At 74.5% G+C, this 8064-nt stretch carries 7 protein-coding genes and 2 pseudogenes; 2 read left to right on the top strand and 7 right to left on the bottom strand.

The window, feature by feature from the left end; translation table 11 throughout:
- The 6 genes and pseudogenes from G3I42_RS02590 to G3I42_RS02565 form a co-directional block, all read right to left on the bottom strand.
- Positions 1 to 982 (bottom strand): annotated as a pseudogene (locus tag G3I42_RS02590) (hypothetical protein); the annotation flags it as partial.
- 138 nt (positions 983 to 1120) lie between these two features.
- Positions 1121 to 2014, bottom strand: coding sequence for a hypothetical protein (locus G3I42_RS02585; RefSeq protein WP_164282222.1), 894 nt, complete (start codon positions 2012 to 2014; stop codon positions 1121 to 1123).
- A 109-nt stretch (positions 2015 to 2123) separates the two neighbouring features.
- Complete coding sequence (locus G3I42_RS02580; RefSeq protein WP_164282221.1) at positions 2124 to 3674, bottom strand: hypothetical protein; 1551 nt, start codon at positions 3672 to 3674, stop codon at positions 2124 to 2126.
- A gap of 112 nt (positions 3675 to 3786) precedes the next feature.
- On the bottom strand, positions 3787 to 5139 hold the full coding sequence (locus G3I42_RS02575) for a YhgE/Pip family protein (RefSeq protein ID WP_164282220.1): 1353 nt from the start codon (positions 5137 to 5139) through the stop codon (positions 3787 to 3789).
- Positions 5139 to 5816 carry a hypothetical protein gene (locus G3I42_RS02570; protein WP_239096217.1) on the bottom strand — a complete coding sequence of 226 codons (678 nt, stop codon included), beginning with the start codon at positions 5814 to 5816 and terminating at the stop codon, positions 5139 to 5141. Before G3I42_RS02570 ends, G3I42_RS02575 begins: the two co-directional genes overlap by 1 nt.
- Before the next feature lie 230 nt (positions 5817 to 6046).
- The gene (locus G3I42_RS02565; protein WP_164282223.1) at positions 6047 to 6310 is read right to left on the bottom strand and encodes a hypothetical protein; all 264 of its coding nucleotides are present in this window, start codon (positions 6308 to 6310) and stop codon (positions 6047 to 6049) included.
- 224 nt (positions 6311 to 6534) lie between these two features.
- On the opposite strand from G3I42_RS02565, the gene G3I42_RS02560 reads away from it, so the two are divergent.
- Entirely contained in the window at positions 6535 to 7086 is a 552-nt protein-coding gene (locus G3I42_RS02560) for a hypothetical protein (RefSeq protein WP_164282219.1), read from the top strand.
- 111 nt (positions 7087 to 7197) lie between these two features.
- Entirely contained in the window at positions 7198 to 7512 is a 315-nt protein-coding gene (locus G3I42_RS02555) for a hypothetical protein (RefSeq protein ID WP_239096216.1), read from the top strand.
- Positions 7513 to 7593: 81 nt separating this feature from the next.
- Here the strand turns inward: G3I42_RS02555 and G3I42_RS02550 are convergent.
- Positions 7594 to 8064, bottom strand: a pseudogene (locus G3I42_RS02550) (HEAT repeat domain-containing protein); the annotation flags it as partial.

Here is an 8064-nt window from a genome sequence, read left to right as displayed (position 1 = left end):
GGCCGAGCGCGCGGGCGCGGCGGGCGGCGGCGCCGTGGATGTCGCGGGCGCGCTCGCGGTGCGCGGTGGCGTCGACGATGCGGCCGAGGAGGTCGACGGAGCCGGCGGTGAAGTCGCGTTCGGCGAGGAGTTCGGAGCGGCGGCCGAGTTTGCCGCCGAAGTTGTGGACGAGGTCGGCGAGCCCGTCCGTGTCGCGCGTGTCGGTGACGGCGCGCAGGAGGAGGTCGGTGAAGTCGGAGTCCTTCTTGACCGCGAAGAGCCCGGCGGCCTCGCCCTCGTCGGCGTTCATCTCGCGCTGGTAGCGGAACAGCTCGGGGTCGAGGCCGAGTTCGCCGAGGTGCTCGGTCCAGCGCTCGTGGGTCTCCTCCCAGTGCACGTCGAGGTGGGTGTAGAACTTGCCCGCCTCGACGAGCGCGTCCCTGAAGCCCTTCATGGTGCGGCGGCGCCCGCGCGCGGCCGAGATGCCCTCGGCGATGGGGCGGACGGCGTTGGACTCGGCGACGGGCAGCGAGTCGAGGCTCAGTCCGGGGCCGGGGCGGAAGGAGTACCACGCCTCGGCGAATTTGCGCGGGTCGTTGGAGACCTGGCGGCCGCGCCACTCGCTGACCTTGCCGACAACGACGCACTCACCGGTCAGCGTGTGCTGCCACTCCAGGACGACGTGGCCGCAGTCCTCGGCGAGCAGGAACTTGCGGAGCACGCCGGAGCTGGCGCCGCCGAGGGTGTTGCGGTGGCCGGGGAGCATGACCGAGAAGATCAGCTTGAGCAGGACGGACTTGCCGCCGCCGTTCTCCAGGAAGAGGACGCCCGCCGGGGCGGGCCTGCGGGGCGGCCCGACCGGTTCGTCCGCGAAGAACTCCGCCTGGGCGGGGGCGGGAGCGGGGACCGGGGCGCCGACCGAGCGCAGATCGAGCACGGTGTCGGCGTACCGGGCACCGGCGGGGCCGATCGAGTAGAGGCGGACCCGGGACAGCTCGTACATGGTGCGGACTTTCGGCAGCGGTGGAGGGGCGACAAGGGAAGTATCGGCCGGGATCGGACGGTCATGAACATCCCGGCCGGCGGACGGCGCGAGGTGGCGGCGGACGGTCGGCGGCGGTGACGTGCCCCGCAGAGCACGTCACCCGTGGAAGGGCAGCCCCGCGTCCGCGACGAGGTCGAGGTCGTCCGTGTGCGCGGCGGGGACGAGGCTCGGGCTGCCGTCGCCGACGGGTACGACGCCGAGTTCGAGCAGTTCGGCCATCGCGGCGCCTCCCGCGAGGTCGCGCACCTGGAGCTGGTAGCGCGGCGTCGTGCGGTAGGTGCCGCCGCCGTCGTCCCCGGTGCGCTGGAGGAAGCCGGAGTCGGTGAGGAAGCCGACGGCCTTGGCGACGATCCCGGTCGTGGACCCGGCGAGGCGGCGGGCGTCCTTGGTCGCGCCCGTGGCGCTGCGCCGCGCCCAGACCCGCCAGGCGGCTTCGAGGCCCGGGGCCTCGGTGGCGGGATCGGTGTTCTCGCCCGCGCTCTCGGCGCGTTCCTCGATGCGGCGGCAGGCCTGGCGGACGAAGGCGTCGACGCCGTTGACGCTGATCCGTCCGATGTAGCCGTCGTCGGCGAGGTCCTCGGGCCGGGGGAAGGCGAGCGCGGCGACGCTGAGGTGGGCGAGGCCGTGGAGGAAGCGGTCGGCGGTGTCGGTGGAGGCGCGGCGCGCGTACTCGCCCATGCGGACGGCGAAGACGGAGTCCTCGGCCGCGGCGGTGGCCATCCCCGCGCGTTCGGAGACTTCGAGGACGACGAGGCCGAGCCCGGTGGCGACGGCGTCGGCGAGGCGCGCGAAGGCGGGGTCCTCGCGGTAGCGCCGCAGCAGCGCGGTGTACTCGCCGTCGCGGGCGGGCTGGAGCTTGGGCTGGAGGCCGAAGGCGACGAGCCGGGCCGCGTCGGCGGCGTCGGCCGGGGTGACAGGCGCTGCCGCCGCGGAGCGCGGCTCGGTGGCCTGCTCCTCGCCGTACGGGGGTTCTGCGGCGTACTCGGTCACGGTCGTGCTTCCTTCGGGGACGGGACTGCGGGGCGCCCGGCGGCGCGGTGTACGGGGGAGGGACGGGTACGGGCGGGGGCCGCGCCGCGGCCCGTCCGCGCGCCGCCGCTCATGACGCGGCCTCCGTCGCCGCGCTCGCCGCCTCCAGGAGGGCTGTGCCGACGATGAGGTCGGCCCCGCCGAAGTCGGGGTCGTCGAGTGCGGTGCCGTCGTCCACGGCGAACAGGACGCTCGGCTCGCCCTGGCGGTGCGCGGTGCCGACCGGTGGGCTCGCGGCGTGGAAGGCGAGGAGGGTGACGAGGCGGGCGAGTTCGCGTGCCTCGTGGTCGCCGCCGCCGTTCTCGCGCGCCTTCCTGCGGGCCTCGGCGAGCAGCCCGGAGAGGCGGCGCGGGGCCTCGGGCTCCAGGCGCAGCAGTGCGGTGGCGACGGCGAGTTGTTCTTCGCTGAAACGGCTGTCGTCCGGGGTCGCCACGAGGTCGGGTTCGGGCAGCTCGGCGCCCAGGTGCTCGCGCTCGGCGGGCGGGGTCAGCAGCAGCTCGACGAGGTCGCCGACCCGTACCGCGCCCGGCGTGCGCAGCCCCGTACCGCGGGCGAACCACGCGTCCGTGACGCGCAGCGCGTCCTCGACGGGGAGGGTGATGACCGGCGCGAGGAGCTGGCCGTACAGGTCGAGACCGGGGCGCCCCGAGTGGTCGGCGAAGGCTTGCCGGTCCTGCTCGGCGCGGAAGAGCGGGCCGGCTTCGAGCAGGCGGGACTGGAGCTGGGTGTGGCGGCGGATGCAGTCCTTGACGATGTCGACGAGTTCGGCGGCGCGGCGCTTGTTCTCGGGTTCCCCGGACTCGTCGCGGGCCTTGCGGATGTTGGTGAGGATCGCGTTCTCGTGCCGGTAGCGGTCGGCGACGTGACCGAGCGCTTCGTCGATGAGGTCGGGGACGGTGTGCAGCCAGTCCACGGCGCGGACGTCGCGGCGCGTGGACTCCAGGGCGCGGCGCAGCGATTCGGCGTACTGGACGGTGCGGTAGCGGGCCTGTTCGGCGGCGAGTTGCGCGTCGGCGAGGCGGCCCCGGCTGATAAGGACCTCCAGCTTGACCTCGGCGGCGATCTGCGCGCTCGTGACGTCCGTGTCGAGCGCGCCGACGAGGACGTTGACCGCCTCGTCGGTGGCGCGCAGGAAGACGGTGCCGCCGGCGGCGGGGACCTCCTCGATGAGCTTGAAGTCGTAGTCGCGGCGCACGTAGCTGCCGTCGGGCGCGAAGGTGCCGTAGACGGCGCGGAAGCCGCGGTCGGCGCTGCCGACGTTGATGAGGTTCTCCAGGACCCAGCGGGCGACCCGTTCGTGCTCGGCGACGGGACGCCCGGGGGCCTGCGCGCCGACCCGCGGCAGGAGTCTGGCCACTATCTGTTCGTGGTCCGCGCCCGTGTCGAAGTCCATGTGGAGGGTGACGAGATCGATCGCGGCGAGGGCGACCTCGGCCATCGCGTACCGCGTGTACTCGCCCGCGAGGTTGGCCTTGCGGGTGTCGAGGTCGTGCAGGGGCGCGGTGCAGGCGAGGGCGCGCAGGCGGCGCGCGAGTCCTTCGTCGGCGGCGGGGCCCGGAGCGGGGCGCGCTGACGCGCTGAACTGGGGGGAAGCGGAGTGGGGGTGGGCGGGCGAGGTCACGGGGAACAGCGTAGAGGGTGGGGCGGACAACGGCGTATCGCGGGGCGTTGTACGGAAGATGCGGATTCGTCCCGTGGGCCGGTTTCGGGACTCCCGCCCAGGGCCTCGCTCCTCAGAACTGGATTTCCGGCTTCAGCCGGCCCATGCTCCAGCGTCGCCTGCGCGCCAGTACCAGTCCCGTCGCGAGCAGCGCCGCCGCTCCGTACGCCGCGAGGACTCCGAAGGAGAGGCCCAGCGTGGAGCCCTGACCGCCGGAGATGGTGACACGGAGGCCGTCGACGAGGTACGTCATGGGCATGGCGGGGTGCAGGGCGCGGAAGAAGGCGGGGGTCGTCGCGACGGGGTAGAGGCCGCCGCACGAGGTGAGCTGGAGCATCAGCAGGACGAGGAGGACGAGGTCGCCCGTGGAGCCGAGCAGGGCGCGGAAGAACTGGGCGAGGGCGACGAAGGAGAGCGCGGCGACGACCAGGAGGGCGACGAGGAGCCAGGGGTGTTCGGCGTCGAGATCCAGGCCGAGCTGGACGACCGCGTACAGGACGAGCGCCCCGAGGACGCCGAGGAGCGCGGTGGGCAGCCAGCCCGCGAGGGTCGCGGTGGCGGGTCTGCCCTCGTCCACGGCGCGCGGGTTGTAGGGGCGCAGCACGAGGTAGCCGACGAGGCCGAAGACCCACAGCGCGATCGAGAAGAAGAACGGAGTCATGCCGCGCCCGTAGAGGTGGGCGGGGTGGAGGTTGGCGGAGGTGACGTCGACGGGCGAGGCGAGGAGCCGTGCCTGTTCCTTCGCGGCCCGGCCCTCGGGTGCCTGCGGGACGGCGGAGGAGAGCTGGGCGAGCTGCCGGGAGAGTTTTTCGAGGCCCGGTCCGGTCGTCGCCGGGTTCCCGGCCTGGCCGGCGAGTTCCTTCGCGGATGCCGCCGACGTGTCGAGTCCGTCCTTGAGTTCCTTGCCCTGCCCGAAGACCTGCCGCAGTTCGACCTCCTGGGCGGCGGCGGAGAGCTGGTTCTGCAGTTCGAGGCGTGCCTGGTCGGCGGCTTTGCCGATGATGAAGCCGTTGGCGTCGTTGAGTTCGAGGTGGACGGTGGCGCGGCGCGGTTTCTGGCTCAGGCTGCTGGCGAGGTCGGCGCTGAAGTCGCGCGGGACGGTGACGGTGAAGAAGTAGTCGCCGCTCCTCAGCTTGTCGTGGGCGGTGGCGGCGTCGCTCGTGTGCCAGTCGAAGTTCCCGCCCTCGCGCACGGCACGGACGATGCGCGCGCCGCCGTCCACGGTGCGGCCCTGGACCTCGACGGGCTTGTCCTCGTTGACGATCGCGACGGGGACGCGGTGCAGAAGTCCGTACGGGTCCCAGTTCGACCACAGGTAGAGCGAGCCGTAGAGCAGCGGGACGAGCGCGAGCACCCACGGCACGAGGCGGGAGAGCGGGCCCCGGAAGCGGCGGAATTCGAGCTGGGCGAGGCGCAGGACGCGCATCACGGCCTCCTCGCGACGTCGGCGGCGGCGGTCCTCGGGGACAGGGTGGTGTACGCGGCGACCGGGACCGCCCAGTCGGGGGGCGGGGGCGCGGCGGCGGTGGCGAGCACGGTGATCCCGGCCCCGGCGAGCCGCGCGAGACGCAGCCACACCTCGCGCAGGTCGGTGCCGCCGAGCCCGGCGTCCACGTCGTCCACGAGGACGGCCGGGCGCCGCTCGGCGACGGCGAGGGCCACGGCGAAGAGCAGCCGGTCGCGCGCGGGGAGCCGTCCCACGACGGTACGGGCGGGGGGCGCGCAGTCGAGGACCTCTCCGGCGGCTTCGAGGGCCTGCGGGCTGAACGTACGGGTAATGGCCGCGCGTTCGGCCCGGTGTTCGCGGGCCGTCCACTGCGGGACGAGGTCGACGCCGGGCGTGGCGCGGGCGAGGGCCGAGTGGCGGAGCGGGTCGACGGGGGTGTCGCCGAGCCGGGCGGTGACGGTGCCGCCGCTCGTGCGGAAGCGACCGCCGAGCGCGAGGAGCAGGCTGGTGCGGCCCGTACCGCCCTGACCGGCCACGACGGTGAGCCCGGCGGGCCGTACGAGGAGGTTCACGCCCTCGAAGACGGTCCCGAGCGGCCCGCGCGCCCGCAGCCCGCGCGCCTCGATCTCCAGTGCCTCGCCGTCGTTGAGCGGCACCGGCGGAATCCCGGACGACGGCCCCTGCCGCGCCCCCGCTCCCCCGCTGTCTCCCGGGCTCTCCGCCACCGTGCACCGCCCTTTCGCCGCGACCGTCCGCCACCCTGGCGCGGGAGCGGAGCGGGCCCGGGCAACGACGCCTGCGGACGGGGGCGGATCACTCGGACGGGGGCGGCACGCGCGGCGGAGCGGCGGGGCCCTCGCTCCGGGCCTGACGGCGCGTCCGCCGGTCACATGCCGGCGAAGTCGCCCGCCTTCGCGAGCACGGTGCCGACGGCGTCCACCACGGCGTTGCGGCGTTTGGCGCGCGCCGCGCGGTCCTTCGGCACCAGCCGCGCGGCGGCCTGCTCGGCGTAGGCGTCCGGGTCGCCGAAGGCGGTCCGCGGGTGCTCACCCGTCTCCGCGCAGTGGGTCGTGACCTCCTCGACCGCCTGGAGCACGACCGCCCGGTCCACACCCGGCTGCTTGGCCAGTCGCACCTGGAAACGCGCCATCCACTTCTCGCGGTCCTTCTCGCTCGCCGCGAGGTCCTTCTTCGTCACGTGCACTCCCGGGTGGTGGTCGCCGTCCTTCAGGGAGGGGGACGCCCGGTCATGGCCGAGGGGTTGCGGGCGGTACGCGACGACGCCGACCACCGGCACCGCTACGGCGAGGTGTGCCCTGTCCGCCCTGTCCGGGGGTCCGGTGAGAACCTGCACGGGGACGGAGGAGGGAACACATGGGCGATCATCTTCAGACGCTTGTCGCGGCAGGTATGGCCGAGGAGGAAGCCGCGGCCCGCGGGCCCGCGCTGCTGCGGTGGCTCATCGGGGAGCGGGTGCTCGCGCCAGAGCCGCAGGAGCAAGGGTACGTGGCCGGTCCGGCTTGGGAACGGGTGACGAGAGAGCGTCCGGCCGAGCCGTGCGACGGAGTAGAGATCCTGACGGGGCGACAGATGTTCTTCGGCTGGAGCGGCGGGGAGGACGATCCGCTGTGCCCCTCCTGCTTCCGGGCGGTCGCGGACGGGGAGTGGCCCGGGGGCGGCGGCTGCCAGAAGGCTCTGACGCCCGTACTGGAGAGCTGGTACGCCGGCGGCAGCGGGGCGGTGCGCTGTCCGCTCTGCGGGACCGCCACGCCCCTGACTGCTTGGAGGTGGCAGGACGACCTGTGGGTCTTCGCCCACCTCGGCCTCACTTTCCTCAATGCTCCGCCGCTCAGCGCGGAGTTCGTGGCGGAGGTGGCGGCCGTGCTGGAGCACGACAAGGTCCGGTGGCTTGCCACCGAGCACTGATCCGGCGTCGGACCGCTCTTCGCGCACGGCGCTCCCTCGCCGTCCCCGTCGCTGTCAGACCCTCGTGCCATGCTCGGCGCAACCGGATCGGGCAGGTCGGAGGGGGCAGTCATGGGTGTGGGGCAGTACCGGGCCGTCAGTGGGAGCGGGCGGGTCGACGATCCGTCGGAGGAGGCGCTGTTCCGGATGGTCAGCGGGCTCGACGGGGGGCGGAGCGGGTTCGTCGTGCTCGCGCCGGAGGAGCCGGACCCGCGGTGGTGGGCCGCGGTGAGCCGGCTCGGGGACGGGCGGTACGAGGTGGTGCGGCGCGAGCGGGTGCGGGGCGGCCCTGAGATCAGCGTGACGCGTGACGCGCAGGGGCTGGTGCGGGAGTTGACGGGGTGGGCGGGGGCGCGAGGTGCGGTGCGCAGCGGCTCCGCCACGTGACCGGGCACTCGGCGGGGCGCTGACCCGGCGCCCCGCCCGCGGGCCCGTCGCCGTGGTGCGTGAGGCCCCGCCCGCGAGCCGTCACGCCGCCGCCGTGTCCGGGCCGATGCGGCCGCGGACCGCCGACTGCACCTCGTCCTCCTCGGCCGGGTCGGCGGCGAGGCGGCGGAGCTGGGTGACGACTCGGCTGTCGGCGGTCTCGGCGTGGAGGGCGCCGAGTTCGCGCGTGGACTCCTCGCAGTCCCACAGGCATTCGACGGCGAAGCCGGCCGCGAAGCGGGGGTCGATGGCGGCGAGGGCGCGGGCGGCGCGGCCTCGCAGGTGCGAGGAGGAGGTCTCGCGGTAGACGTGGCGGACGACGGGGGCGGCGCAGACGATGCCGAGCCTGCCCGAGCCGTCCAGGAGGGGGGCGAGGGCGGGGTCCGCCGTGCCCTGGTCGCGGACGGCGGTGCGAAGGGCGGTGAGGACGAGATGGGTGTCGCGGGTCGCGCCGCGCAGGGCGAGCAGGCGCCCGGCGGCGGCGCCGAGCCTGCCCGGGGCGCGGGCGAAGTC

It is taken from the genome of Streptomyces sp. SID11385 (assembly GCF_010548245.1).
GTDB lineage: Bacteria > Actinomycetota > Actinomycetes > Streptomycetales > Streptomycetaceae > Streptomyces.
The sequence above is the reverse complement of the archived record's forward strand: the minus strand, read 5'-3'. Positions and strand labels throughout refer to the sequence as shown.

Bases quoted from the DNA above. Each gene is read 5' to 3' on its own strand.
- G3I42_RS02565 (WP_164282223.1), bottom strand. From the start codon at position 6,310: ATGGCGCGTTTCCAGGTGCGACTGGCCAAGCAGCCGGGTGTGGACCGG.
- G3I42_RS02575 (WP_164282220.1), bottom strand. From the start codon at position 5,139: ATGCGCGTCCTGCGCCTCGCCCAGCTCGAATTCCGCCGCTTCCGGGGC.
- G3I42_RS02555 (WP_239096216.1), top strand. From the start codon at position 7,198: ATGGGTGTGGGGCAGTACCGGGCCGTCAGTGGGAGCGGGCGGGTCGAC.
- G3I42_RS02560 (WP_164282219.1), top strand. From the start codon at position 6,535: ATGGGCGATCATCTTCAGACGCTTGTCGCGGCAGGTATGGCCGAGGAG.